The 23,360-nt window shown below is 49.9% G+C and carries 28 protein-coding genes; 18 read left to right on the forward strand and 10 right to left on the reverse strand.

All coding sequences use genetic code 11. The annotated features are described in order from the left end of the window. Window positions 1-31: 31 nt before the first annotated feature. The 5 genes from BZG80_RS09520 (at window position 32) to BZG80_RS09540 (ending at window position 5,571) form a co-directional block, all read left to right on the forward strand. On the forward strand, window positions 32-610 hold the full coding sequence (locus BZG80_RS09520; protein WP_077461562.1) for an anthranilate synthase component II: 579 nt from the start codon (window positions 32-34) through the stop codon (window positions 608-610). 406 nt (window positions 611-1,016) lie between these two features. Then, window positions 1,017-2,234, forward strand: coding sequence for an aspartate aminotransferase family protein (locus tag BZG80_RS09525; protein WP_077461563.1), 1,218 nt, complete (start codon window positions 1,017-1,019; stop codon window positions 2,232-2,234). 29 nt (window positions 2,235-2,263) lie between these two features. Then, a complete protein-coding gene (astA, locus tag BZG80_RS09530; protein WP_077461564.1) occupies window positions 2,264-3,286 on the forward strand; it encodes an arginine N-succinyltransferase in 1,023 nt (340 codons plus the stop codon). A gap of 1 nt (window position 3,287) precedes the next feature. After that, on the forward strand, window positions 3,288-4,769 hold the full coding sequence (astD, locus tag BZG80_RS09535) for a succinylglutamate-semialdehyde dehydrogenase (RefSeq protein ID WP_077679215.1): 1,482 nt from the start codon (window positions 3,288-3,290) through the stop codon (window positions 4,767-4,769). A 10-nt stretch (window positions 4,770-4,779) separates the two neighbouring features. Continuing rightward, entirely contained in the window at window positions 4,780-5,571 is a 792-nt protein-coding gene (locus BZG80_RS09540; protein WP_077679216.1) for a DUF1338 domain-containing protein, read from the forward strand. Window positions 5,572-5,640: 69 nt separating this feature from the next. Here BZG80_RS09540 and BZG80_RS09545 read toward each other — a convergent pair whose 3' ends face one another. The 8 genes from BZG80_RS09545 to BZG80_RS09580 form a co-directional block, all read right to left on the reverse strand. Next, on the reverse strand, window positions 5,641-5,949 hold the full coding sequence (locus BZG80_RS09545; RefSeq protein ID WP_077679217.1) for a hypothetical protein: 309 nt from the start codon (window positions 5,947-5,949) through the stop codon (window positions 5,641-5,643). Then, entirely contained in the window at window positions 5,924-6,625 is a 702-nt protein-coding gene (locus BZG80_RS09550) for a hypothetical protein (protein ID WP_077679218.1), read from the reverse strand. Before BZG80_RS09550 ends, BZG80_RS09545 begins: the two co-directional genes overlap by 26 nt. 130 nt (window positions 6,626-6,755) lie before the next feature. Further along, entirely contained in the window at window positions 6,756-7,388 is a 633-nt protein-coding gene (gene crp, locus BZG80_RS09555) for a cAMP-activated global transcriptional regulator CRP (protein WP_025673251.1), read from the reverse strand. Window positions 7,389-7,637: 249 nt separating this feature from the next. Next, the gene (locus BZG80_RS09560) at window positions 7,638-8,507 is read right to left on the reverse strand and encodes a phosphoribulokinase (RefSeq protein ID WP_077679219.1); all 870 of its coding nucleotides are present in this window, start codon (window positions 8,505-8,507) and stop codon (window positions 7,638-7,640) included. A 56-nt stretch (window positions 8,508-8,563) separates the two neighbouring features. Then, complete coding sequence (locus BZG80_RS09565; RefSeq protein WP_025744266.1) at window positions 8,564-8,782, reverse strand: YheU family protein; 219 nt, start codon at window positions 8,780-8,782, stop codon at window positions 8,564-8,566. 147 nt (window positions 8,783-8,929) lie between these two features. After that, window positions 8,930-9,901: a hydrolase gene (locus BZG80_RS09570; protein ID WP_077660310.1), complete on the reverse strand. Its 972-nt coding sequence runs from the start codon at window positions 9,899-9,901 to the stop codon at window positions 8,930-8,932. After that, on the reverse strand, window positions 9,885-10,364 hold the full coding sequence (locus BZG80_RS09575) for a TIGR02444 family protein (RefSeq protein ID WP_101494532.1): 480 nt from the start codon (window positions 10,362-10,364) through the stop codon (window positions 9,885-9,887). The genes BZG80_RS09570 and BZG80_RS09575 overlap by 17 nt, the downstream gene beginning before the upstream one ends. A gap of 8 nt (window positions 10,365-10,372) precedes the next feature. Continuing rightward, window positions 10,373-12,301 carry an ABC transporter ATP-binding protein gene (locus BZG80_RS09580; RefSeq protein ID WP_077679220.1) on the reverse strand — a complete coding sequence of 643 codons (1,929 nt, stop codon included), beginning with the start codon at window positions 12,299-12,301 and terminating at the stop codon, window positions 10,373-10,375. 194 nt (window positions 12,302-12,495) lie between these two features. On the opposite strand from BZG80_RS09580, the gene kefG reads away from it, so the two are divergent. Genes kefG through slyD form a run of 4 tightly spaced genes read left to right on the forward strand, consistent with a single transcriptional unit; the run spans window position 12,496 to window position 15,624 of the window. Beyond that, entirely contained in the window at window positions 12,496-13,080 is a 585-nt protein-coding gene (kefG, locus tag BZG80_RS09585; protein WP_077679221.1) for a glutathione-regulated potassium-efflux system ancillary protein KefG, read from the forward strand. Then, the gene (gene kefB, locus BZG80_RS09590) at window positions 13,070-14,869 is read left to right on the forward strand and encodes a glutathione-regulated potassium-efflux system protein KefB (RefSeq protein ID WP_077679222.1); all 1,800 of its coding nucleotides are present in this window, start codon (window positions 13,070-13,072) and stop codon (window positions 14,867-14,869) included. Before kefG ends, kefB begins: the two co-directional genes overlap by 11 nt. Before the next feature lie 9 nt (window positions 14,870-14,878). Beyond that, window positions 14,879-15,082 carry a YheV family putative zinc ribbon protein gene (locus BZG80_RS09595; RefSeq protein WP_025744269.1) on the forward strand — a complete coding sequence of 68 codons (204 nt, stop codon included), beginning with the start codon at window positions 14,879-14,881 and terminating at the stop codon, window positions 15,080-15,082. A gap of 50 nt (window positions 15,083-15,132) precedes the next feature. After that, window positions 15,133-15,624 carry a peptidylprolyl isomerase gene (gene slyD / locus BZG80_RS09600; protein WP_077461573.1) on the forward strand — a complete coding sequence of 164 codons (492 nt, stop codon included), beginning with the start codon at window positions 15,133-15,135 and terminating at the stop codon, window positions 15,622-15,624. Window positions 15,625-15,738: 114 nt separating this feature from the next. Here slyD and BZG80_RS09605 read toward each other — a convergent pair whose 3' ends face one another. Both BZG80_RS09605 and BZG80_RS09610 read right to left on the reverse strand, forming a co-directional pair. Beyond that, window positions 15,739-15,960, reverse strand: coding sequence for a SlyX family protein (locus BZG80_RS09605; RefSeq protein ID WP_025744270.1), 222 nt, complete (start codon window positions 15,958-15,960; stop codon window positions 15,739-15,741). Between the two features lie 12 nt (window positions 15,961-15,972). Then, a complete protein-coding gene (locus BZG80_RS09610) occupies window positions 15,973-16,956 on the reverse strand; it encodes a WD40 repeat domain-containing protein (protein WP_077676578.1) in 984 nt (327 codons plus the stop codon). Between the two features lie 126 nt (window positions 16,957-17,082). On the opposite strand from BZG80_RS09610, the gene fkpA reads away from it, so the two are divergent. The 9 genes from fkpA to BZG80_RS09655 form a co-directional block, all read left to right on the forward strand. Beyond that, entirely contained in the window at window positions 17,083-17,865 is a 783-nt protein-coding gene (gene fkpA, locus BZG80_RS09615; protein ID WP_077679223.1) for an FKBP-type peptidyl-prolyl cis-trans isomerase, read from the forward strand. 162 nt (window positions 17,866-18,027) lie between these two features. Further along, a complete protein-coding gene (locus tag BZG80_RS09620; RefSeq protein WP_174566330.1) occupies window positions 18,028-18,717 on the forward strand; it encodes a helix-turn-helix transcriptional regulator in 690 nt (229 codons plus the stop codon). Further along, complete coding sequence (gene tusD, locus BZG80_RS09625) at window positions 18,714-19,106, forward strand: sulfurtransferase complex subunit TusD (protein WP_077660303.1); 393 nt, start codon at window positions 18,714-18,716, stop codon at window positions 19,104-19,106. The genes BZG80_RS09620 and tusD overlap by 4 nt, the downstream gene beginning before the upstream one ends. A gap of 9 nt (window positions 19,107-19,115) precedes the next feature. Beyond that, the gene (gene tusC / locus BZG80_RS09630; RefSeq protein WP_077679224.1) at window positions 19,116-19,469 is read left to right on the forward strand and encodes a sulfurtransferase complex subunit TusC; all 354 of its coding nucleotides are present in this window, start codon (window positions 19,116-19,118) and stop codon (window positions 19,467-19,469) included. A 9-nt stretch (window positions 19,470-19,478) separates the two neighbouring features. After that, window positions 19,479-19,769: a sulfurtransferase complex subunit TusB gene (tusB, locus tag BZG80_RS09635; RefSeq protein ID WP_077679225.1), complete on the forward strand. Its 291-nt coding sequence runs from the start codon at window positions 19,479-19,481 to the stop codon at window positions 19,767-19,769. 177 nt (window positions 19,770-19,946) lie between these two features. Then, window positions 19,947-20,321, forward strand: coding sequence for a 30S ribosomal protein S12 (gene rpsL, locus BZG80_RS09640; RefSeq protein WP_025673238.1), 375 nt, complete (start codon window positions 19,947-19,949; stop codon window positions 20,319-20,321). Between the two features lie 97 nt (window positions 20,322-20,418). Beyond that, the gene (gene rpsG / locus BZG80_RS09645; RefSeq protein ID WP_025673237.1) at window positions 20,419-20,889 is read left to right on the forward strand and encodes a 30S ribosomal protein S7; all 471 of its coding nucleotides are present in this window, start codon (window positions 20,419-20,421) and stop codon (window positions 20,887-20,889) included. 75 nt (window positions 20,890-20,964) lie between these two features. Beyond that, window positions 20,965-23,061: an elongation factor G gene (gene fusA, locus BZG80_RS09650; protein WP_077679226.1), complete on the forward strand. Its 2,097-nt coding sequence runs from the start codon at window positions 20,965-20,967 to the stop codon at window positions 23,059-23,061. A 100-nt stretch (window positions 23,062-23,161) separates the two neighbouring features. Continuing rightward, on the forward strand, window positions 23,162-23,360 hold a 199-nt coding region (locus BZG80_RS09655; protein ID WP_241833891.1), incomplete at its 3' end, for a GTP-binding protein.

The raw sequence follows: 23,360 nt of genomic DNA on the forward strand, positions 1-23,360 counted from the left end.
ATGCCGGTTTTCCATCGCATGGCGTAGCACAGTGCTTCTTATCATCGATAATTACGATTCCTTTACCTATAACCTTTATCAGTACTTTTGTGAGCTGGGCGCATCGGTCCATGTTGCGCGAAATGACGCTATTAGTGTGGCGGATATTGAGGTGATGGCTCCCTCGCACATCGTTATCTCCCCTGGCCCTTGTACCCCGGATGAAGCGGGGATTTCCTTAGCGGTGATTGCACACTTTGCCGGGAAAATTCCAATTTTAGGGGTCTGTCTTGGCTATCAGGCGCTGGCACAAGTATTTGGCGCGAACGTCGTGAGAGCTCGTACGGTAATGCATGGCAAAACGTCCCAAGTTACCCACCAAGGAGAAGGGGTCTTCGCTGGCCTGCCTAGCCCTGTCACTGTCACGCGTTATCATTCTTTATTAGTTGAACCTCAAAGCCTACCTCACTGTTTGGCCGTCACAGCGACCGCTATCGATAACGATGGCAGTGAGATTATAATGGCGCTCAAACATCGGCAGCTGGCGATTGAGGGGGTGCAATTTCATCCGGAAAGTATTCTGACGGAGCAGGGCCATGCCTTGTTAGCCAATTTTCTTCAACAATCTTAGGTAGCGGGGCGGGCAGGTTAATATGTTCGTCTTTTGACGCTCTATCTGTGGCGGCCTCTATCGTGCAGCCTTTACCGTATGTCTTCCTTTCTTGAGTCTTTTTTTTCAGCAATGGTTGCAAAAAATAGCGATCTTTATCACTAATTTTACATTTCGCTGTTTTTAATCACTTTGTCAACGGCTGCAACCTTATGCAACTGTCGGTCTCTAGTCCGTTAATCTTGCCTTCTTAGCATCATAGCCTTACTCACTTTCATCTTCTCTTTGCTCACAGTTTATGCATAACTATCTCTTTAAACTGCATGAGCTTTGTTACCATGCTGAAAACAAAACATAATCTGCTATTGCTGCGGTTAAAATAATGTAAATACTATGCCTCATAGATAAAACATAGAAGGATTGAGTGATGACAATGGAGCACAAAGTAGAACGTAAACTCTTCGATGAAGTCATGGTGCCATGTTACAACCCAATGCCGATGATTCCTGATCACGGTAAAGGGTCGCGCATTTGGGACCAAGAAGGCCGAGAGTATATCGATTTTGCCGGTGGTATCGCGGTGAGCTGTTTAGGCCATTGTCATCCGGTCATGGTTGATGCGTTAACCGAGCAAGCCCAGAAACTGTGGCATTTGAGTAATGTCATGACCAATGCGCCCGCGTTGCGTCTGGCTAAACGCCTCACCGAACTCTCATTTGCCGACCGCGTGTTTTACGCTAACTCGGGCGCTGAAGCGAACGAAGCGGCCCTGAAACTGGCACGTCGTTGGGCAAAAGAAGAACATGGTGAGCATAAAAGTGAAATCATTGCCTTTACCAAAGGCTTCCATGGTCGCACCTTCTTTACTGTCACCGTAGGTGGTCAGCCCGCGTATTCCGATGGCTTTGGACCTAAACCCGGCGATGTAACACACCTTCCTTACAATGACATTGCCGCATTGGCCGATCATATTTCGGACCGAACCTGCGCGGTGATGATGGAGCCTTTACAAGGTGAAGGTGGGATTGTGCCGCCAGAGCCAGGTTTTCTCCAAGCCGTGCGTGAACTGTGTGATAAACACAATGCGCTTTTAGTGTTTGATGAAGTGCAAACGGGGAACGGGCGCACCGGTACTTTTTATGCTTATCAAGAGTCTGGGGTCGAGCCCGATATTTTAGCCACCGCAAAATCACTCGGTGGCGGGATCCCAATTGGTGCCATGTTAACGACCGACGCCTTGGCTGCGCATATGAAGCCGGGGGTTCATGGCTCTACTTATGGCGGTAATCCACTGGCCTGTGCGGTGGCAGAAGCGGTGGTTAATGAAGTGACCAAACCCGACGTGCTTGCCGGTGTCATAGAGCGTGAGCAATGGTTCCGTGACGGGTTAGAAGCGATCAATGATAAATATGGCATCTTCAGTGAAGTGCGTGGCAAAGGCTTGTTACTCGGTGCGGCACTGAACCAAGACTGGGAAGGCCGAGCACGCGATATCTTGGTTGCGGCAGGCGAAGAAGGCTTATTGGTTCTCGTTGCCGGGCCTAATGTGGTGCGTTTTACTCCCTCACTGGTCATTACCAAAGCGGATATTGAAGAAGGAATGGCACGCCTAGAACGTGCGATTGCCAAGGTCGTCGCAGGATAAGCGACCTGACTCACTCGGAGGGATTTGAGATGTTAGTTATTCGGCCGATCCGTGCATCAGATTTTGATGCACTGATGTTGTGTGCGGAAGCGTCCGGGCATGGATTTACCTCCTTGCCGGTCGATGCCGATTTGCTACAGGGGCGGATTAATAATTCGCTTGAGAGTTTTGCCAAACAGGTGACAGAGCCGGGGCCAGAGGGATATCTGATGGTCGCCGAAGATTTAGAAACCGGTGAAATCGCAGGGACCACGGGCATCGAAGCCGCCATTGGTCTTGATAACCCGTTTTACAGTTACCATCTGACCAAGGTGGTTCATTCATCACGCAAACTGAACGTGCACAACATTGTTGAAGTGTTGACCTTTGGCAACAACTACACGGGGGCGACAGAAATCTGCACCCTGTTTATGCGTCCAGAGTTTCGTGGCGGGTTAAACGGTAAGTTATTGTCTAAATGCCGCTTCCTAATGCTGGCGCAATTTCCAGAGCGCTTCGCTGACGTGGTGTTTGCCGAAATGCGCGGTGTGTCGGATGACGAGGGCAACTCGCCGTTTTGGCAGTGGCTAAAAGACAACTTTTTTAACATTGACTTTACATTGGCGGATTATCTCACCGGGATTGGTGCCAAAGGGTTTATTGCCGACTTAATGCCTAAATTGCCGATTTATGTGAGCCTACTGAGTGAGGAAGCTCGTGCAGTTATCGGTCAAGTGCACCCGAATACCCGTCCAGCATTACGCTTGTTGGAAAAAGAGGGCTTTTCTTGCCGTGGTTATGTCGACATCTTTGATGCGGGCCCAACGGTAGAATGCTTACGCCCCAATATTGAGTCTGTACGTCACTCTTTCACCGCTTCAGCGCGCGTAAGAGAGCACAGTAGCGCGCAGGATTATTTAATATCGAATACCGATTTTGCTGGCTTCCGTGCCACCGCGGCGAAAGCTGCGATCGATCACGAAACCAATCAAGTTGTGATTAGCCCAGCGGTTGCCGATGCATTGAATGTAAAAAACGGCGATCAACTGCGTTTGATTGCCATGGGGGGATAAAATGACAAAGCAATCAGCAGGCCATTTGATTCATGGCGAGTGGGTGAAAGGCGAGGGCGAGATCATGACCTCGCAAAACCCCTTTGATAGTCAATGTATTTGGCAAGGTGCAGAAGCGAGTCGTTCGCAAGTGGAGCAAGCGGTCAGCGCCGCACGCGACGCGTTTTTGCGTTGGCGCAATACCGATTTTTCTGAGCGCCAAGCGCTGGTGGAACGCTTTGCCGAGATAGTGAAAGCCAATACCGATGAACTGGCTCGGGTCATTGCCGAAGAAACGGGCAAACCCTTGTGGGAAACCAAAACCGAAGTCGGGGCCATGGTAGGCAAAGTGGCGATCTCCTTGCGCGCGTACCACGAAAGAACAGGCTCACGTGAAAAAGACGTCAATGGCACCCAAGCGGTATTACGCCATCGTCCACTTGGCGTTATGGCGGTATTCGGGCCTTACAATTTCCCTGGGCATCTACCTAATGGCCACATTGTGCCTGCGCTTTTAGCCGGTAACAGTGTGGTATTCAAGCCGTCAGAGTTGACGCCGAAAGTGGCGGAGAAAACACTGGCGTATTGGCTAGAGGCGGGGCTGCCACATGGCCTTATCAATTTGGTGCAAGGTGGCCGTAATACCGGTGAGGCACTCGCGCAAGCGCGCGGCATCGACGGACTGCTATTTACCGGTAGCGCCAATACGGGGCATATTCTCCACCGCCAGTTTGCCGGTCAGCCTGATAAGATGCTCGCACTTGAAATGGGGGGAAATAACCCCTTGGTGGTCAGTGATCAGTTTGGTGATTTAGAGGCCACCGTGTATACCATCATTCAGTCAGCGTATCTTAGCGCCGGCCAACGCTGTACCTGTGCGCGCCGCTTGCTGCTGCCTGAGGGTGAAGTGGGTGACAAGATCTTGAGGCGCCTAGCTCAATGGACAAAAACCGTGCGTGTAGGCGGTCAGTTTGATGATCCGGCTCCGTTTATGGGCGCACAGATCTCAGTGGCAGCAGCGGAAGGCATTCTGGCGACACAACAAAAGCTTGTTGATCTGGGCGCGACGCCAGTGATTGAGTGTGAACATCAGCATGATGCGGTGATTTCTCCAGGGATTTTAGATGTGAGTGGCATTCAAGCGTTACCCGACGAAGAGTATTTCGGTCCGCTACTACAAGTGCAGCGCTATCAGGATATAGCTGATGCGATCACGAAGGCGAATGATACCCGCTATGGTTTGTCGGCAGGCCTTATCAGTGAAGACGAGGGCGAATGGCAATACTTCCTCGATCATATTCGTGCAGGGATTGTTAACCGCAACCGTCAATTGACCGGAGCCAGTGGCGATGCGCCATTTGGTGGGCCAGGTGCTTCGGGGAACTTACGCCCTAGCGCGTATTACGCGGCAGATTATTGTGCTTATCCCATGGCATCCATGGAGGGCGAGCAGGTGATGCTTCCCGATACGTTCGCCCCCGGTATACCGACTCAACAGGACTAAGGAGAGCAACATGGACAGTGGCCAAGCGTTATTCGACAAACTGTGGCAGGACTACATCAACCGCCTGTGCCCTTCGGCACATAAGGTGCATGCCTTATTAGAGGAAGGGCAACCTTTGATCAATGATCATATTGCCTTACGGACATTTGGTTTGCCTAAGGTTGGACTAAAGGTACTCGCGCGTCCATTTCTCGCCTTGGGGTATCAGCAAAAAGGTGACTATACCTTTGAAGCGAAAAAGCTCAATGCTTGCCATTTTGAGCACCCCGATCCCTTGATGCCGAAAGTCTTTATCAGTGAGTTGATGGTCGAGCAATGCTCGCCCGCGCTTCAGGCGATTGTTGAAAAGCTGGTGGCACAAGTTGATGCGTCGTCACTTACAGGCAGCGATTTTCTCCATCAGGGCCGCCTATGGGATATTGATTGGGCAACCTATCAAACGCTTGCCGAAGAAAGTGAATATGCGTCTTGGGTGGCGGCACACGGTTACGGTGCGAACCATTTTACCGTGAGTGTGAATCAGCTAAATACGCATGATGATTGCCTCTCGGTGAACAACCGATTGCGCGATAATGGCTTTGCGATTAACGAGTCAGGTGGGGAAGTCAAAGGGGATGCATCTGTGTATCTGGAGCAATCCTCTACCATGGCTGACCGCGTGCCCGTTTCTTTCTCCGATTGCACGCAAACCATCCCGGGTGGCTTTTACGAGTTTGCTAAGCGGTATGTGTTGCCCAATGGTGAGCTCTACCAAGGTTTTGTGGCTGCTTCGGCAGACAAAATCTTTGAAAGCACCCATTAGTGCGTCACGCATTGCTTATCGACATCATGGGAAAAGGGAGCGTGTGATACGCTCCCTTTTTTTTGTCGTCTATTGGGCCTCGATGTCGAGCCAAAACGTGTCTGGAATCGCTTGTGTTTCGTTGCTTAAATGCGGGTTATCGACTCGGATGACAGTACGCTCACCAATGTTCGCCTTTTCAAAGGTTTCCTTAACTAAAGACGCATTATTGAAAAACTCGATAAATGATCCGTCTTGATACGCCGCTTCAAAAGCGCCATTTAACATCTCGGCGACGTCAGCATGTTGCGGAGACACAAACAGGAACATTGGGAAGCGATAGATCAGCATCAGGTGTGGGTCAACTAACAGGTTACCGTATTGCGGCCAAAGCGCCATTTAACATCTCGGCGACGTCAGCATGTTGCGGAGACACAAACAGGAACATTGGGAAGCGATAGATCAGCATCAGGTGTGGGTCAACTAACAGGTTACCGTATTGCGGCCGCTCGGCTAATTCACTAAAAGGCTCAATCAAGGCACGAGGGAAGAGATCGGCCCTGCCCGTATCAACCACTTTGAAAATGTTTTCAAAGCTCGATATTTCACGTACGCGAAATCCCGCTGAGTTAAGCACCTTGACGTCGGCCCAACCTTGTCCCTGAATCATAGTCAGAGACTGCAAGTCACTCGCACTACTTATCTGAGCAAGTTGGGGCTCAGTGGCTTGATTGGTAATAAACAGGCGATGGCCGAGTAAGCCACGAAACACGGGATAGCGAACGGGGATCAATTCAGCTTCCAGTGTACGGTCGGCACCAAGCCAGTCGACGGTGAGCTTGCCTTGCTTGAGCATTTCCACCTTACGAGATTGAGATCCAATTTGGCCGTCAAAGGCTTGTAAGGTGACAGATTCTCCTGATTTTTCGGCAAGAAATTCAATCAGCTCAATGGCATAGAGATCAAGTGCCGAGCCAGCTCGCGGTTCTGGATGGACAATGGTGGTGTTAGCCGTGGCATGGACTGAAAATACAGCGAGGCCGAGGGCGGTGAGGGCAGTTATCAGTTTTTTCATAAACGACACCTTGTTAATTAAGTGTTAACAATATCGTTTTGAGTGTAGAAGTTATCCAGACGCTTGCCAGAAAGCGGCGATAAAAAAACCGACGCCAGGGCGTCGGTTGGGAATACAGAGAGCGCTGTGATTAGCGGGTACCGTATACCACGATGGTTTTACCATGGGCTGAAATAAGATTTTGCTCTTCCAGCATTTTAAGAATACGCCCCACGGTTTCACGCGAGCAGCCAACGATTTGGCCAATTTCTTGACGTGTGATCTTAATTTGCATGCCATCAGGGTGCGTCATGGCATCGGGTTGCTTCGCTAAATTCAACAAGGTTTGCGCAATACGGCCCGTGACGTCCAGGAAGGCAAGATCCCCCACTTTTTGGCTGGTCACTTGCAAACGGCGCGCCATTTGTGAGGACAAACGCATCAATATATCGGGGTTAACCTGGATCAGTTGGCGGAACTTTTTGAATGAGATTTCTGCCACTTCACAAGGAGACTTAGCCCGAACCCAAGCGGTACGCTCCTGATCATCTTCGAAAAGGCCTAGCTCACCGATGAAATCACCTTGGTTAAGATAAGACAGGATCATTTCCTTGCCTTCTTCATCTTTGATTAGAACGGCGACAGACCCTTTCACGATGTAATACAAGGTCTCCGCTTTTTCGCCTGCATGAATCAGCGTGCTTTTAGACGGATACTTGTGGATGTGACAATGTGAAAGGAACCACTCGAGTGTAGGGTCTGTTTGAGGTTTTCCTGGAACCATATAACTTATTTCCTCTGCATGTGTTGCCCGGCAACAACGTCCTATCTTTGTCTGAGGGGTAACCCACCAGATCTATGCACAGAATACGAAGTCTGGGCGCGGGCTACAAGCTCACTGTATGTTAACAAGAGTGTATCTTTTTTTGTTAGCAATTTCTTGATTTTGATCTAGGCCAACCGCCTAAAAAACTGGCAAAAACGTGGCTAAGATCACGGCTTGAGAAGTAATACACGATAGATGCGCTACGCCCTAGCCAATCTTGCCTTTTTCGATTAGCTGCTGAATCAATGGACGGATGATAAGTTCCATCGCAAAGCCCATCTTACCGCCTGGCACGACGAGTGTATTATGCCGTGACATAAAAGACCCCGTGATCATTTGCAGCAGATAAGGAAAGTCGACGTTTTTCATCCCTCGAAAGCGGATCACCACAAAGCTCTCATCCAACGAAGGAATGCCTTTGGCGTTCAGTGGGTTGGAGGTATCGACCGTCGGCACCCGTTGAAAGTTAATGTGAGTGCGTGAGAATTGCGGCGTAATATAATGCAAATAATCGTCCATCGACCGCACAATCGAGTCGGTGACCGCTTCGCGTGAGTGGCCCCTATCGCGGGTATCGCGGACAAACTTCTGAATCCACTCAAGGTTGACGATCGGGACCATACCAATCAATAGGTCGACATGTTGGGCGACATTGACCTCACCATTAACCACACCGCCGTGCAAGCCTTCGTAAAATAGTACGTTGGTATTGTCGGGTAAATCCTGCCATGGTGTGAAGGTCCCTGGCATTTGATTGTAGGGCACCGCTTCGTCAAAGGTATGCAAGTAGCGGCGATATTTGCCTGTGCCGAGTTCACCGTACTCACGGAAAAACTGCTCTAATCGCGGAAAATCATTGGCGGTGGGGCCAAAGTAACTAATGTGCCGTCCTTGCTCACGTGCTTTACGGATCTCGACGTCCATTTCCGGTCGCGTAAAGCGATGGAAACTGTCCCCTTCTAGCCACGCCGCTTTGATGTTCATCATCTGGAACATCTTACGGAATGCTTCGGATGTGGTGGTGGTCCCTGCTCCTGAAGAGCCGGTGACCGCGATGATTGGGTGTTTAGCCGACATGACGCGCCCTGTCATTCAGTCTGAATGTGTATCGCTGTTTATTGCGTACAGCGATGCTAAGATCTGAGTGCTTCTTTACGACGAATATCCACTGTCTCGTGCAACTCAGAATACACAATCACGGCGTCGCCGGATTGCAGTTGTTGGCGAACATCCGCCACTTTTTGTGCAAAGCTGACTTCCTGCTCACCATAATCGGTTCCTTCCCGTAACACAAAGTGCTCGATTAAACGAGTCAGTGTTTCCTCAGGGACCGATTGCCAAGGAACCATCATACTACATCACCTTTTGTTGATTTATGGCTGAGACGTTAGGGTGCTTGATGCTGATATTGTGAATCAGCTCGCATTTTACCCAATCATTCAACACAATGCAGTAGATCAATGTGCGTCGGTCTTTTTTGCTTTGCGTGGCGTCCTTTTTTAACGGGACGAGCAAAGGCGTGAGGCTAACCAGTGAGGCACCGACTGCTCCAGCCAGAACTGTGGCTGGCGCCAACTGCCGGTAACAAAACCAACATGCCCACCATGTTCGCTCAGTTGATAGTCAATATTCGCGGGCAGAGGCGAGGTTGGGATCACTGCGTCGGTCATAAAGGGATCGTCTTTCGCATGGATAATCGCAAGTGGGACCGTAATAGCGTCAAGGACAGATAAACCACTACAGCTTTGATAGTAGTGTTGAGCATCGTCAAAGCCATGCAGCGGTGCGGTGACCGTTTGATCAAACTCGAACAGAGTTTTAATCTTTGGCCGCTCCCCAGCATGCCACCGACCCACTTTTTGGTGTCGGGTAAGTTTTTCCGATAAGGTTTGTCGCATCGACCGTAGCAAATACGCTTGATAAACACGGGAAAACCCTTGTTGAATACGGGTCGAGCACGCCGCTAAATCGAGCGGGGGAGAAATAGCACAACCACAACTGACAATCGGATCATGCTGATAGTCGGCCAGGTAGCGCACCAACATGTTTCCTCCCAAAGAGACTCCCACAGCGGCAATCTCATTGTTCGGGTAGGTCTGGCGTAAATAGGTCAAAAATGCCCGAGCGTCCTCCGTTTCGCCGGAATGATAAGTCCGCGGCGCGCGATTAAGACGGCCACTGCAACCGCGAAAATGCATCACCACACCGCACCAGCCTTGCTGTTTAAAAGCGGCCAATAATCCATTGGCATAAGGGCTATCAAAGCTTCCTGCCAGGCCATGAAACAAGACAATAATAGGCTGTCCTACTTCGGGATGATGCGTCCATGCAAGATCGACAAAGTCACCGTCAGGCAGATCAAACGCTTGCCAAATAGGCGCAAAAAGCGGTTGCCGGCGCAGCAGGCGTGGCAGTAAGGTTTGCAGATGCGCATTACGGGCAGTTGGAATGGGATTAAAGGGTGTCATCATCGTCTGCTCCATCCTCTTTTGTAGGCCGGTCTACCCGTAGTGGTGTATAGAGATTTCGGGCAGAGGGGGATAGCTGGCGGCAATAATAGGCCAAGGGAGACGCGGCTTGTGTGAGCCAGGATTGACGATTAAGCACTTCAATCAAGTCTTGTTGCTGGAACTTTTCTAAACTGAGTTCAAAGTTGAGCATTTTTTTATATTGGCCGGTTCCCACGCGTGGCTTGAGATCGCGTCTTAGATGGCGATAAGCGATCAGCAAATGTTCAGACCGGCTCAAGGCGTGCTTAAGCTGGGTGAGGCTCTCGGGGCTAAGCCCGTAACCGTGGCTTTCAATCCAAGCGAGCAACAAAGCAAGGTTCACATTGCCTTGGTGCTCGTCTTGTAATTTAAGGCAGGCTTGTTTGACCTCTTGCTTAGCATAGTGGTGCAAACAAAACTGCCAAAGATCGGCGGCGTTTGCCATCCCAGGCGTTAGTGTTGGTTGAATGTCGCCTCCAGGGCTTCTAGCGCTTCTTGTTGCTCCATCCATTCTTGTTCCACCTCTTCGAGCGTCGACTTTGCATCGGCTTGGCGTTGCAATTGCTCCGTTAAACGGGCTTTGTTGTCACTCTGGTAAATAGCGGGATCCGCTAATTGGTTTTCTGCTTCTGCGATAATGGCAGAAAGTTGTTCGATCTTTGTGTCTAAACGGTCAATTTTTTTTCGTAGTGGCGCCGTTTGTTTTCGGCATTCGGCTTCACGACGCTTTTGTGCTTTTCGATCTAACTGCGTTTGCTGTGGGGCAAGTTTTTCGTCTGCGGCTTGCTTTTTGTTTTCCGCACGATCAGCGCGTTGTTGTTCGGTCAGCCAGCGGTGATAGTCGTCTAAGTCGCCATCAAAGGGTAGCACTGCGCCCTTGTCCACCAAATACAAGTCATCGGCTGTCGCACGCAATAAAAAGCGATCGTGGCTGACGATCACCATCGCGCCATCATAGGATTGCAATGCGAGCGTTAACGCTTGGCGCATGTCGAGATCCAAATGGTTAGTCGGTTCATCCAACAGTAACAAGTTCGGTTTTTGCCAAACTAACAATGCAAGGACTAAACGTGCTTTTTCGCCGCCAGAGAAAGGGCCAATGTTTTCCAACGCTTTGTCACCTTGAAAGCCAAACCGTCCGAGAAAATCTCGCAGGGTTTGCTCGGCAGTAGTTGGTGCTAAGCGATTTAGATGCTGGAGCGGCGTTTCATCGATACGTAAGGTATCGAGTTGATGCTGGGCAAAATAACCTATTTTCACCCCTTGAGAGTAGCTTAGCTCGCCAGCCATCGCCGGCAAATCGCCCGACAATAACTTGATCAGCGTTGATTTGCCCGCGCCGTTACGCCCTAACAGGCCAATGCGCGCCCCAGGCACTAAGTTAAGGCGAATGTTCTCGATAATTGGCGTTTTGTTATAGCCAGCGGCCACCTTATCCATCATAAGAATGGGAGTGGGCAATGCATCAGGGGGTAAAAAGGTAAAGCTAAATGGATTATCGTATTGAGCCGGTAGCACCTTTTCCATGCGTTCCAGCGCTTTTATCCGACTTTGCGCTTGGCGGGCTTTGCTGGCTTTGTATCGGAAACGGTCAATGTAGGATTGCATGTGAGCAACTTGCTTTTGTTGCTTCTCATATTGCGCTTGCTGTTGTGCTAACTTTTGCGCGCGCATGCTTTCAAAATCCGAGTAGTTACCGGTGTATTCATTCAGCTTAGCGTGCTCAATATGAATGATACGATTGACCACAGGATCAAGAAAATCACGGTCGTGTGAGATCAAGACCAAGGTTCCCGGGTACTGCTGCAACCATTTTTCTAGCCACATCACTGCGTCTAAATCGAGGTGGTTGGTGGGCTCGTCGAGTAGCAGTAAATCTGAGCGACATAACAAAGCTTGTGCCAAGTTAAGTCGCATGCGCCAGCCCCCAGAGAACTGCGTTAATGACCAATGGATTTGCGTCTGACTGAATCCCAATCCATCCAGCAAGCTTGCGGCGCGCGCCTCTATGGTATAGCCGCCAATCGCATCGAGCTTATCGTGTAACAACGCCACTGCATTGCCATCATCTTTGGCTTCAGCGTTGCGCAGCGCGTCTTGCAGCTCACGGTATTCGGTATCGCCATCAATCACATATTCCAGCGCACTTTTATCCAATGCGGGGGTTTCTTGTGCCACCCAAGCCACTTGCCATTGATTGGGGTAATCATAGTGCCCTGCATCAAGCGAAAGTTGGTGGCGTAGCAAGGCAAACAGGCTGGACTTGCCACAGCCATTTTTACCCACTAAGCCGACTTTGTCGCCGGGTGCGATGATGGCAGAGGTGTGGTCAAGCAGGGGCTTACCACCACGAAGCAATTGAATGTCGGAGAAGCGAATCATGATTACTCAGTCTGTCTTGGGTTGATGTATGCACGTTGCGCGGTCGTTATACCAGCTTGATGCGGAGATTGCCAAATTCCACCCCGTGGCGCGAGTGGTTAGACAGGGGGGTTGGCCTTTTTGTATGTTAAAGTTAAAAACATGGCATAAAGAACAGATTGTGTGCTTGGCCAATCATAACGACAAGGAAGCGTATGCCTCAAGATAAGAAGGACAACCCACGCCCTCCCAAGGTGCTTGTTATCGTGGCGCATCCTGATCCGGATGAATCGGTCGCCAATCGCCGATTACTCGAATCGATACGCCCGCTGGCGAATGTCACAGTGCATGATATTTACGCCGCTTATCCGGATTTTGTGGTGGATGTCCATCACGAGCGTGCGTTGGTGACTGACGTCGATGTGTTGGTGTTTCAACACCCCCTACAGATGTACTCATGCCCGGCGTTATTGAAAGAGTGGATTGATGTGGTACTCGGAAAAGGCTTTGCTCATGGGCAAGGGGGGGATGCGTTAGCGGGAAAAACATGTCGTTTTGTGGTCACCACAGGTGGAGCAGCAGAAGCGTTCAGTAAAATCGGCTACAACAAATATTCCATGGAGGAGTTATTGCAACCTTTTGAACTGACGGCGGCGTTATGCCGCATGCACTGGGTCTCACCTTTAGTTCTTCACTGGGCGCGCCGCGTCACCGATGCTGATCGCAATGCCTTTGCTGAACTCTATGCGGACTGGTTGGCTAACCCTTTAGCGAAGCAGGAGGCACATCGTGGATCATAGCTTTCTGCTCATCGCGTTTATCTTTTTATTGGCAGCCGTGATTGCGGTGCCTTTGGCGCAGCGTTTGGGGATGGGCTCGGTGCTTGGCTACTTGGTAGCAGGCATTGTGATTGGCCCTTGGGGGCTGGGTTTAATCGATGATGTCGACTCAACCCTGCATTTTGCCGAATTTGGTGTGGTGCTGCTGCTGTTTTTGATTGGCTTGGAGCTTAACCCTAAAAAGCTATTGAAAATGTGGCGCCCCATTATCGGCCTTGGTGGTAGCCAAGTGGTGCTGACCGGGGTCGTGATAGGGGCATTAAGTGTCTTCGCTGGGCTCACGTTGCCACAAGGCGTGGTGATCGGGGCGGGGCTGGCACTTTCTTCTACCGCGATTGCGATGAAAATCATCGAAGACCAACGCTTAATGCGCAGCGAAACCGGACAATCTGGATTTGCCGTTTTATTATTTCAAGATATCGCCGTGATCCCGATACTGGCTGTGATCCCAGCGTTGGCCGGTGGCAGTGCAGGCAGTTGGTTTGATGTCCTCTGGATGTTTTTAGGCATTGGCGCTCTCTTGGCCGGCGGTCACTTTTTCTTGCGCCCTATTTTTCGTCTGATCGCGATGAGTGGCGTCACCGAGTTGTTTAATGTCACCGCGCTTGCCTTGGTCATCGGGATTGCATTGGCCATGCAAAGCCTTGGTCTATCGATGGCGCTGGGGGCGTTTTTAGCCGGGGTGTTGTTGGCTGAGAGTGAATACCGCCATGAGCTTGAGACGGCAATTGAGCCCTTTAAGGGTTTATTACTCGGGCTGTTTTTTATAGCGGTCGGGATGACGGTCGACTTAGGGCTTTTACTGGAATATCCCTGGGCGATCATCGGTGCCGTGGCTGCGTTAGTCGGTGGTAAAGCCTGCTTACTGTATGGACTGGCGCGTGCGTTTGGTGTCGCGCCCAAGGCGCGCAGTCAAATGGCGGTATTGCTCAGTCAGGGGGGAGAGTTTGCCTTTGTGATTTTCACTGCCGCGCGTAGCCAAGGGCTACTGGATAAAGAATTAAATGCCTTTTTGCTTGTGGTCGTGAGCTTGTCGATGATGACTACGCCGTTAATTCTCTCGCTCCAGCAGCGTTGGTTTGCGCGTACTTTTAACGAGCCTGAATCCTTGCCTCCGCAAGCGCCATTCACTGAGACTGACTCGCGAGTCATCATTGCCGGATTTGGTCGGTTTGGTCAGGTCGTCGGTCGCTTGATGTTCGCCAATAAAATTGGGGTGACCATCCTGGAACGTGATCCGACTCAAATCAAGTTACTACGCCGCTATGGCTACGAAGTGTATTATGGTGATGCTACGCAACTCGATTTATTACGTGCCGCTGGTGCAAAGACGGCTGAAGCGATCGTGATTTGTACCGATTCGCCAGACGAAGTGATGGAGATTGTTGATCTTTGTGCCCATCACTTCCCTAATCTAAAAGTAATGGCGCGTGCGCGTAGTCGTGTCGAGGCGTATCAGTTGATGGCGCACGGTGTCGAGCAGTTTTCTCGGGAAACCTTTTTGGGCGCGCTGGATCTTGGGCGGCAAACGTTAGAGTCCCTAGGTATGCACCCGTACAAAGCGAAACGCGCAGAAATATTGTTCCGTAAACTCGACATGCGGGTGCTGGAAGATTTATTGCCTCAGCACAGTCAAGATGTCGCGACTGCATCACGAGTTAAAGAAGCGCGCAAAGAGCTGGAAGAAATTTTTGACCGAGAAATGCGCGGTGATAGTGAGCGGCATCAAAGTTGGAATCGAGACGAATAAGGTGTTGATGTGAAAAAACGTTTTATCGCAGGCGCTGCCTGTCCGTCGTGCCAACAACGCGATACATTGCGAGTGTGGCGTGAGAATAACATTGACAAAGTGGAATGTGTCAGCTGCGATTACCACGATAGTCGGTTACCGGAATCGGCACAACAGTCACACTCTGGCGCCGAGTCGGCAGAGAATGTCATTGGGATCTTTAAACCGGAGTAGGGGATCCGTTATCATCGGCAGTCCATTTACCTTCCGGTCTCGGAGCGAGCATGAAAATTGCAAAAGATGTGGTAGTCAGCCTGGCTTACCAAGTAAAAAATGAAGACGGTGCACTTGTTGATGAATCAACAGCACAAGAGCCTCTCCAATACCTACACGGTCATCGTAACCTGATCGTCGGACTTGAGAGCGCGCTGGAAGGCCGTGAAAAAGGCGAGAACTTTGAAGTGACTGTAGGCCCAGACGAAGCTTACGGTGACTACCAAGAAGCCATGGTACAACGTGTACCGGCTAACGTGTTCCAAGGCGTCGATCAAGTTGAAGTTGGTATGCGTTTTATGGCTGAAACCGACCAAGGCCAGATCCCAGTCGAAGTGACTGAGGTTGAAGGCGATGAAGTTGTTGTTGATGCCAACCACATGCTTGCAGGCCAAACCCTGTCCTTCTCAGTGGAAATCGTTGATGTGCGTGAAGCCACTGCAGACGAGCTTTCACATGGGCACATTCACCAAGACGGTGAAGAATGTGGCCACGACCACTAATCACGACGACAGATAAATGGTAATGAGTACCATCGAATAAAAGGCGCCGTTTGGCGCCTTTTTTTTATTTGGCCGTCGTGACCGCGCGCTAATCGTCACGCATACGGTGTGGTTTCAATAATGCGGGGGGGGTGTTTCTTCAGCTTGGCTAGCAATATTCTCTGGCTCAACATGTTGGAGCTTGCTGACAAGGTACTGGATTTGCACCGTCATGCGCTCAATATCACCTTGTTGTCGCGTCAATGCGGTATTGAGCTGGTCGATCGTGTCTTCTTGAAACGCCACTTTGTACTCAAGATCATCAATTTGCTGTTGTAACTTATCTATCTCGCTCATATTGCTCTCTCGTTATTGCGCGTCGGTTAACCAAGCTTGGGCAATCCCGGCCGAGGTACCTGAAATAACACGTCCAGTTGGATCAATCGCTACATCATACACCACTGCGCTGGGTGGGCGAGTATCTGGCTGGGCCAATGCTTGCCAACGACCTATATTTTTACCCGTTTTCACATCCCACAATTCGACCCGTTGTGACGGTGAACCGGTGGCTAGCAAGGTACCATCATCGGAAAACCGGGCACTGACATAAATGGCTTGGCGAGCAAAGATATCCAATTCACTGACTTTCTCGCCACTGGGTAGGGCCCAAATCACAGCGCGGTTGCCACCGTCAGAGACAAATGCGTACTTCCCCTCACGATGCAAGGCGACTTGTTTTACTCGCCGATCATAAGCAAAGTCATTGATGATCTGACCAGACTGGGTATCCCAGAAGTAGGCGTGATGGTCATTGCCACCTGAGAGCACATAGGCGCCGTTGGGGGAAATCGAGACTGCATTGATTTTATCGCGGTGGGCGAGGAACTCTAAGCGCCTTCCCGTGCCTAAGTCGATAAATAGTGCTTTTCCATTCGACAACGCTAGCACCAATTTTTCACCGTTATTACTGATCGCGGCATCGCGTATGATGCCTTCAGAAATGGACCATAACCCTTGAGCTTGGCTCCAGGCGAGGTCCCAGACGGCAAAGTTTTGTGCTGTTGTGGTAATGGCATAGCGCTTATTATCGGAAATATGACTAACAACGACCGGATTGGCGTCCGGATCTTGCGCACCGAGTTCGGCTAGCTGCTGATTAGTGACAAGATCCCACAGGACAATATCCGTTTCTTCAGACGCGATCAGGGCAAAACGGCCGTCACGACTGAGGCTAAAACTGGTCGCCCCTTCCGGATGGATTGACCAGCGCTGGGCTTCTTTGCCAGACTGCCAACAACCGGTTAAGCTGTTAATAACTATAAAAATGCAAATAATGTGGCGGATTTTGGGCATCATGCTTGAGTTCCAGTGTTTGCAGCCATATAACCACGAGTATATTGATAGAATCAGGCTTTCGCATTGTTGATGCGTCAGTAACAACCATACGAGGATTTATCCTTGTCATCAACGGAGTACCCAATGAAATCAGTAATGAAGATGTCGCTACTCGCGGCAACCGTTGCCTTTGCCGTCGGCTGTCAACAAGACGACGCTAAAGTAGAGCAAACCAATCAAGCTGCCGAACAAGCAGAAGCAACGTTTGCCAACGATGACGACAAAGCAGCCTACGCGATCGGTGCGTCTTTAGCCCAATACCTCAACGCTAACTTAGAGCAACAGGCAGACATCGGCTTAGAGCTTGATAAAGAGGTGGTACTTCAAGGGGTGCAAGATGTCTTTCAAGGGGAATCAAAACTGACCGATGAGCAAGCGCAAGCGGCGCTGCAATCGCTTGATCAGCGCGTGACTAAACTGGCGCAACAGCAAGCCAAAGAGAAAGCAGAAGCCGCGATTTCGGAAGGTGAAAAATACCGTGCTGACTTTGCCCAGCAAGACGGCGTTAAAGAAACGGACTCTGGCTTACTTTACAAAGTGGATAGCATGGGTGAGGGCGATAAGCCAGCCGCAGAAGATACCGTGGTTGTTCACTACAAAGGCACTTTGACTGACGGTACCCAGTTCGATAGCTCTTACGATCGTGGTGAACCAGCTACCTTCCCGCTTAACCGCGTGATTCCAGGCTGGACTGAAGGTGTGCAGCTAATGCCTGTTGGCTCTAAATTTACCTTTGTTGTGCCACCTGAGTTGGCTTACGGTGATCAAGATACCGCATCGATTCCTGCCAACTCAACCCTAGTGTTTGATGTTGAACTGCTTGAAATAAAAGACGATACCAAAAAAGACGCGGCGAGCGAAGGCTAAACGACAGCCTCGTCTGACTGTGTAATCTCCGCCCCGGCATCGCCGGGGCTTTTTGCATTTTTAGGCTTAAATTCTGTTAAACTGTGCGCAGAGACATTTACATTGACGGTCGAATAAGGATAGGCGTACGTGGTACCGACAGAAGGCTTTGGCGCGAACGTGATGACGGAAAATGAGCTCATTGAGTCTAATCCATTGAATCAACAAGACAGTGTTATTCTGCGGTCTTATGCGGCGGTAGTGGATGGGCTTGCGGCGCTGATCGGTGAACATTGTGAAATCGTGCTGCACGCATTAGACGATTTAAATAAATCAGCGATCAAGATCGCGAATGGTGAAAACACGGGTAGAAAAGTGGGATCGCCAATCACCGATCTTGCGCTGCGGATGTTGCGCGATATTGAAGGCTCAGAGCGTAATTTTTCACGGGCTTATTTTACCCGAGCGAAAAGTGGCACCTTGATGAAGTCGATCACGGTAGCGATTCGCAATGGCGATAATCGTATCATCGGGCTATTGTGTATCAACATCAATTTAGATGCGCCTTTTTCACAGGTACTACAAGCCTTCATTCCGGATGATCTCGCCAAACAAGCGGCCTCGTCGGTAAACTTTGCCAGTGACGTGGAAGAGCTGGTGGATCAAACCGTTGAACGGACAGTTGAAGAAGTCAATGCCGATAAAACGGTGTCTAATAACACTAAAAACCGTCAGATAGTCATGGCGCTCTATGACAAAGGGATTTTTGATATTAAAGATGCCATTCATCGTGTGGCATCTCGTCTCAATATCTCGAAACATACGGTCTATCTTTACGTTAGACAGCGCAAAACAGAAGAGATCGAATCATGAGTCTGCGTTATGTGTTAGTCGTGACTGAGCCAGCGTATGGATCACAGTTGGCACGCACCGCCTATCAGTTTGCCTGTGCAGCAATAAAGGCGGGGCACCAGGTGAGTAAAGTCTTCTTCTATCAAGAAGGTGTACTGAATGGCGTCGCAACCACAGTGCCTGCAAATGATGAATTTGATTTGGTGGAAGCGTGGCAGCGGTTGGCGCATGATCACGGTGTTGCGCTGGAAACTTGTGTTGCCGCGGCATTACGACGCGGGATTATCAGTGAGCAAGAAGCGACGCAGCATCAATTATCGACGGCGACCTTGGCAGAAGGATTCTCTCAGGCAGGCTTAGGCGCATTGGCTGACGCTTTGTTAACCGCTGACCGAGTGATGCAATTTTAAGAGGGCTTCATGCAAATAGGGTTTGTATTTTCTACATCGCCCCACGGGTCGGCGAGCGGTCGAGAAGGGCTAGATGCGTTACTCGCTACCTCGGCGTTTTGCGATACCTTATCGGTTTTTTTTATTGGTGATGGGGTTCTACAACTTATAGCGGGTCAGCAACCGCAACAGATCCTGAGCCGCGATTACATTGCCAGCTTTAAAATGCTACCGCTGTGTGACGTTGAGAACATCTATGTGTGCCGCGCTTCATTGGCATCTCGTGGGCTGGAGTACGCCGAGACCGTCTTACCCACTCAAGTTCTGGCACTTGAACAAGTCAAAAAGCGGTTGTCAGAGTGCGACCGTATACTACATTTTTAAGGAGTCGACGTGCTTCATATCGTGAAATCGTCTCCCTATCGTGACCAAGCGCTAACGTTGTGCTTAAACTACATCGATCAGGACAGTGTGATTGTACTAATCAGTGATGCGGTACTGGCGGGAGTAGATAAAAGCGAGTGGGCGACGCGCTTATTTACCGGGAATCATGTTGTTTATTTGCTCAGTGATGATGTTCACGCTCGAGGACTCGGCGATAAGCTTCATCCCAGCGCGGTGATGATTGAGATGAACAAATTAGTGAGCTTGAGCGTCGAGCATGTCACGCAAATGACATGGTAATACCCTAGCCTGTATAGCGTGAAAACGCCCCCTGCGCGCTGCTTGAAAAACAAACAATGCAAAGATCTCTGTATAAATCTTGACACCCTATACCCCGACGCCTAAAATTTCGCGTCCCTGTTGTATTGGGGCTAGATTTTTCACACTTATACGTTAAGTAATATCAGGAGCTATTTAATGGCAACTATTAACCAGCTGGTCCGCAAACCACGCTTGAAGCAAGTTGCGAAAAGCAACGTGCCTGCGCTGGAAGCGTGTCCACAAAAACGTGGTGTATGTACTCGTGTTTACACTACTACTCCAAAGAAACCAAACTCCGCACTGCGTAAAGTATGCCGTGTACGTTTGACTAATGGCTTTGAAGTCACCTCATACATTGGTGGTGAAGGCCACAACCTGCAAGAGCACAGTGTTGTTCTGATCCGCGGCGGTCGTGTTAAAGACTTGCCGGGTGTGCGTTACCACACTGTTCGTGGCGCACTTGACTGTGCAGGCGTTAACGGCCGTAAACAAGGTCGTTCTAAGTACGGTGTGAAGCGTCCTAAGTCTTAATGGATTCCGTTAAGTAAGGCCAAACACTCAAACAATTGAATTTTGAAAAAACTGAAAAGTTTTGGATAAAACCTGAAGAAGACAACGGAGATAATCCATGCCACGTCGTCGCGTAATTGGTCAGCGTAAAATTCTTCCAGATCCTAAGTTCGGATCCGAATTGCTGGCAAAATTTGTAAACATCCTGATGGTTGACGGTAAGAAGTCAACTGCTGAAAAAATCGTTTATGGTGCTCTAGACATCATGGCTGAGCGTTCTGGTAAAGAGCACTTGGCTGTATTTGAACAAGCTCTTGAAAACGTACGCCCAGCGGTCGAGGTGAAATCTCGCCGTGTAGGTGGTTCAACTTACCAAGTGCCAGTAGAAGTACGTCCAGTGCGTCGTAATGCCCTGGCTATGCGTTGGTTGGTTGAAGCCGCTCGTAAGCGTGGTGAAAAATCTATGGCTCAGCGCCTAGCAAGCGAGATGCTAGACGCATCAGAAAACAAAGGTACTGCTGTTAAGAAACGTGAAGACGTTCACCGTATGGCAGACGCGAACAAAGCGTTCGCACATTACCGCTGGTAATGCCTTCATGGCGTGTTCCGTTCGGAGCACGCCAAACCCATTTTCTAAGGTTAACCTTAGCAAGAGGATACTATTGTGGCTCGTAAAACCCCTATCGAGCACTACCGTAACATCGGTATTTGTGCTCACGTAGACGCCGGTAAAACCACGACTACCGAGCGGATCCTGTTTTACACAGGTCTGTCACACAAAATCGGTGAAGTACACGACGGTGCCGCGACCATGGACTGGATGTCGCAAGAACAAGAGCGTGGTATCACTATTACCTCTGCGGCGACCACCACTTTCTGGGCCGGTTCTGATCAGCAGTTTAAACAGCACCGTGTAAACATCATCGACACCCCTGGACACGTTGACTTCACCATCGAAGTTGAGCGTTCTTTGCGTGTGCTTGATGGTGCTGTGGTTGTATTCTGTGGTTCATCAGGTGTTGAGCCTCAGTCTGAGACCGTATGGCGTCAGGCTGACAAGTACGAAGTACCGCGTATGGTATTCGTCAACAAGATGGACCGTGCGGGCGCTGACTTCCTGCGCGTTGTTGATCAAATCAAAAACCGTCTTGGCGCAACCCCTGTGCCAATTCACTTGAACATCGGTGCAGAAGACCAGTTCAAGGGCGTTATCGACCTGATCAAAATGAAAGCGATCAACTGGAATGAAGAAGACATGGGTATGACGTATACCTATGAAGAAATTCCAGACGATCTGAAAGAGCAAGCAGAAGAGTGGCACAACTTCCTGGTTGAGTCAGCGGCTGAAGCTTCTGAAGAACTGATGGACAAATACCTTGAAGAAGGCGAATTGTCCGAAGAAGAAATCAAGAAAGCGTTACGTCAGCGCACCCTTGATAACGAGATTGTTCTAGCTACCTGTGGTTCGGCGTTTAAAAACAAAGGCGTTCAGGCGGTATTGGATGCGGTTATCGAATACTTGCCTTCACCGATCGACGTTAAAGCGATCAAAGGTGAAGACGAAGACGGTAACCCAATTGAGCGTCATGCAGACGACAAAGAACCGTTCTCTGCGTTGGCATTCAAAATTGCAACTGACCCATTCGTAGGTACGCTGACCTTTATGCGTGTTTACTCTGGTGTGGTGAACTCTGGCGACAGTGTATACAACTCAGTGAAGCAAAAGCGTGAGCGCTTGGGCCGTATCGTACAGATGCACTCGAACAAGCGTGAAGAGATCAAAGAAATCCGCGCCGGTGATATCGCTGCAGGTGTTGGTCTCAAAGACGTGACTACGGGTGACACTCTATGTTCTATGGACTCAAAAGTTATTCTTGAGCGCATGGAGTTCCCAGATCCTGTTATCCAGATCGCGGTTGAGCCTAAGTCTAAAGCAGACCAAGAGAAAATGGGTATCGCGCTGGGTAAACTAGCGGCAGAAGATCCGTCTTTCCGCGTTGAGTCTGACGAAGAGTCTGGGCAGACCCTGATCTCGGGTATGGGTGAGCTTCACCTAGACATCATCGTTGACCGTATGCGTCGCGAGTTTAACGTTGAGTGTAACGTTGGTAAGCCTCAGGTTGCTTATCGCGAAACCATCCGTGGTAGCACCAAAGTTGAAGGTAAATTCGTGAAGCAGTCTGGTGGTCGTGGTCAATTCGGTCACGTATGGCTGAAGATCGAACCTTCAGAGCCAAACGAAGGCTTCGTCTTTGTTGACGAAATCGTTGGTGGTGTGGTTCCACGCGAATACATCGGTGCGGTATCAAAAGGTATCGAAGAGCAAATGAAAAACGGTGTACTCGCCGGTTATCCAGTGCTCGACGTTAAAGCGACCTTGTTCGATGGTTCTTACCACGATGTTGACTCCAACGAAATGGCGTTTAAGATCGCTGCATCAATGGCATTCAAGAAAGGTGCACACGACGCGCAACCTGTTATGCTTGAACCAATGATGAAGGTTGAAGTAACCACGCCAGAAGAGTGGATGGGTGACGTTGTCGGTGACTTGAACCGTCGTCGTGGCCTGATTGGCGGTATGGACGAAGGCCCAGCGGGTCTGAAGATCGTACGTGCCCAAGTGCCACTGTCTGAAATGTTCGGTTACGCTACAGACCTACGTAGTGCAACACAAGGCCGTGCGTCATACTCGATGGAATTCAGCGAGTATGGTGAAGTGCCGAAGAACATTGCTGATGCTCTAATTGCTGAGCGTAGCTAATTATTTTGGTCCTGATGCCGGTGCGATCACCGGCATCAAACACTGACTTCTGAGTTATTAGGCAAAGCCCCTTAACTCACAACTAGGAAGGAAGACGATCGTGTCTAAAGAAAAATTTGAACGTACGAAAACGCACGTTAACGTTGGTACTATTGGCCACGTTGACCATGGTAAAACTACGCTGACTGCAGCTATCTGTACTGTACTTGCAAAAGTATACGGCGGTGCTGCGCGTGATTTCGCGTCAATCGATAACGCACCAGAAGAGCGTGATCGTGGTATCACCATCGCAACGTCTC

Origin of the sequence: Salinivibrio sp. MA440 (assembly GCF_001996265.1) — a bacterium.
GTDB lineage: Bacteria > Pseudomonadota > Gammaproteobacteria > Enterobacterales > Vibrionaceae > Salinivibrio > Salinivibrio costicola.

Excerpts from the sequence above, each read along its gene's own strand:
- BZG80_RS09565 (WP_025744266.1), bottom strand. The coding sequence starts at position 8,782 with ATGATGGTTCCTTGGCAATCGGTCCCTGAGGAAACACTGACTCGTTTA.
- slyD (WP_077461573.1), top strand. The coding sequence starts at position 15,133 with ATGAAAATTGCAAAAGATGTGGTAGTCAGCCTGGCTTACCAAGTAAAA.
- BZG80_RS09620 (WP_174566330.1), top strand. The coding sequence starts at position 18,028 with ATGACGGAAAATGAGCTCATTGAGTCTAATCCATTGAATCAACAAGAC.
- BZG80_RS09550 (WP_077679218.1), bottom strand. The coding sequence starts at position 6,625 with ATGAAAAAACTGATAACTGCCCTCACCGCCCTCGGCCTCGCTGTATTT.
- BZG80_RS09570 (WP_077660310.1), bottom strand. The coding sequence starts at position 9,901 with ATGATGACACCCTTTAATCCCATTCCAACTGCCCGTAATGCGCATCTG.
- crp (WP_025673251.1), bottom strand. The coding sequence starts at position 7,388 with ATGGTTCCAGGAAAACCTCAAACAGACCCTACACTCGAGTGGTTCCTT.
- BZG80_RS09575 (WP_101494532.1), bottom strand. The coding sequence starts at position 10,364 with ATGGCAAACGCCGCCGATCTTTGGCAGTTTTGTTTGCACCACTATGCT.
- kefG (WP_077679221.1), top strand. The coding sequence starts at position 12,496 with ATGCCTCAAGATAAGAAGGACAACCCACGCCCTCCCAAGGTGCTTGTT.
- astA (WP_077461564.1), top strand. The coding sequence starts at position 2,264 with ATGTTAGTTATTCGGCCGATCCGTGCATCAGATTTTGATGCACTGATG.
- fkpA (WP_077679223.1), top strand. The coding sequence starts at position 17,083 with ATGAAATCAGTAATGAAGATGTCGCTACTCGCGGCAACCGTTGCCTTT.
- BZG80_RS09560 (WP_077679219.1), bottom strand. The coding sequence starts at position 8,507 with ATGTCGGCTAAACACCCAATCATCGCGGTCACCGGCTCTTCAGGAGCA.
- rpsL (WP_025673238.1), top strand. The coding sequence starts at position 19,947 with ATGGCAACTATTAACCAGCTGGTCCGCAAACCACGCTTGAAGCAAGTT.
- BZG80_RS09605 (WP_025744270.1), bottom strand. The coding sequence starts at position 15,960 with ATGAGCGAGATAGATAAGTTACAACAGCAAATTGATGATCTTGAGTAC.
- BZG80_RS09580 (WP_077679220.1), bottom strand. The coding sequence starts at position 12,301 with ATGATTCGCTTCTCCGACATTCAATTGCTTCGTGGTGGTAAGCCCCTG.
- rpsG (WP_025673237.1), top strand. The coding sequence starts at position 20,419 with ATGCCACGTCGTCGCGTAATTGGTCAGCGTAAAATTCTTCCAGATCCT.
- tusD (WP_077660303.1), top strand. The coding sequence starts at position 18,714 with ATGAGTCTGCGTTATGTGTTAGTCGTGACTGAGCCAGCGTATGGATCA.
- BZG80_RS09545 (WP_077679217.1), bottom strand. The coding sequence starts at position 5,949 with ATGGCGCTTTGGCCGCAATACGGTAACCTGTTAGTTGACCCACACCTG.
- BZG80_RS09610 (WP_077676578.1), bottom strand. The coding sequence starts at position 16,956 with ATGCCCAAAATCCGCCACATTATTTGCATTTTTATAGTTATTAACAGC.
- astD (WP_077679215.1), top strand. The coding sequence starts at position 3,288 with ATGACAAAGCAATCAGCAGGCCATTTGATTCATGGCGAGTGGGTGAAA.
- BZG80_RS09540 (WP_077679216.1), top strand. The coding sequence starts at position 4,780 with ATGGACAGTGGCCAAGCGTTATTCGACAAACTGTGGCAGGACTACATC.
- tusC (WP_077679224.1), top strand. The coding sequence starts at position 19,116 with ATGCAAATAGGGTTTGTATTTTCTACATCGCCCCACGGGTCGGCGAGC.
- BZG80_RS09525 (WP_077461563.1), top strand. The coding sequence starts at position 1,017 with ATGACAATGGAGCACAAAGTAGAACGTAAACTCTTCGATGAAGTCATG.